Raw genomic sequence first — 644 nt, forward strand, 5'->3', positions numbered from 1 at the left:
CGCCATACGCGGCCGATGTCGCGGCTGTAGAAGTAGGCGGCAAGACCGAATTCGGTGTCGTTGGCCATGCGCACGACTTCTTCGTCGGAGCTGAACTTGAAGACCGGCGCGAGCGGGCCGAAGGTTTCTTCCTTCGACACCTTCATGTCCGGCGTAACGTTCGTGAGCACGGTCGGCTCGAAGAAGCCATGGCCGAGTGCATGGCGCTTGCCGCCCGACACCAGCGACGCGCCTTTCGCGAGCGCATCCTCGATGTGCGATTCGACCTTCTTCACGGCCGCTTCGTTGATCAGCGGTCCGAGCACGACGCCGCTTTCGGTGCCGTTGCCGACTTTCATCTTGCCGACCGCCGAGGCGAGTTTCTGCGCGAACGCGTCGTAGACTTTTTCGTGGACGTAGAAGCGGTTGGTGCAGACGCAGGTCTGGCCGCTGTTGCGATACTTCGAGGCGACGGCGCCTTCTACGGCTGCATCGATATCGGCATCATCGAACACGATAAAGGGCGCGTTGCCGCCGAGTTCCAGTGTGACCTTCTTGACGGTCGGCGCGCTTTGCGCCATCAGCAGTCGGCCGACGGCGGTGGAGCCGGTGAACGAGAGCTTGCGCACGATCGGATTGCCGGTCATTTCCTCGCCGATGGCTTT

General features: G+C 62.1%; 1 protein-coding gene. It reads right to left on the minus strand.

Going from position 1 to position 644, the window contains the following annotated elements:
• On the minus strand, window positions 1–644 hold a 644-nt coding region (locus QCE62_RS35100), incomplete at both ends, for an aldehyde dehydrogenase family protein (protein ID WP_309928018.1).

This window comes from Caballeronia sp. LZ033, assembly GCF_031451265.1.
Lineage (GTDB): Bacteria > Pseudomonadota > Gammaproteobacteria > Burkholderiales > Burkholderiaceae > Caballeronia.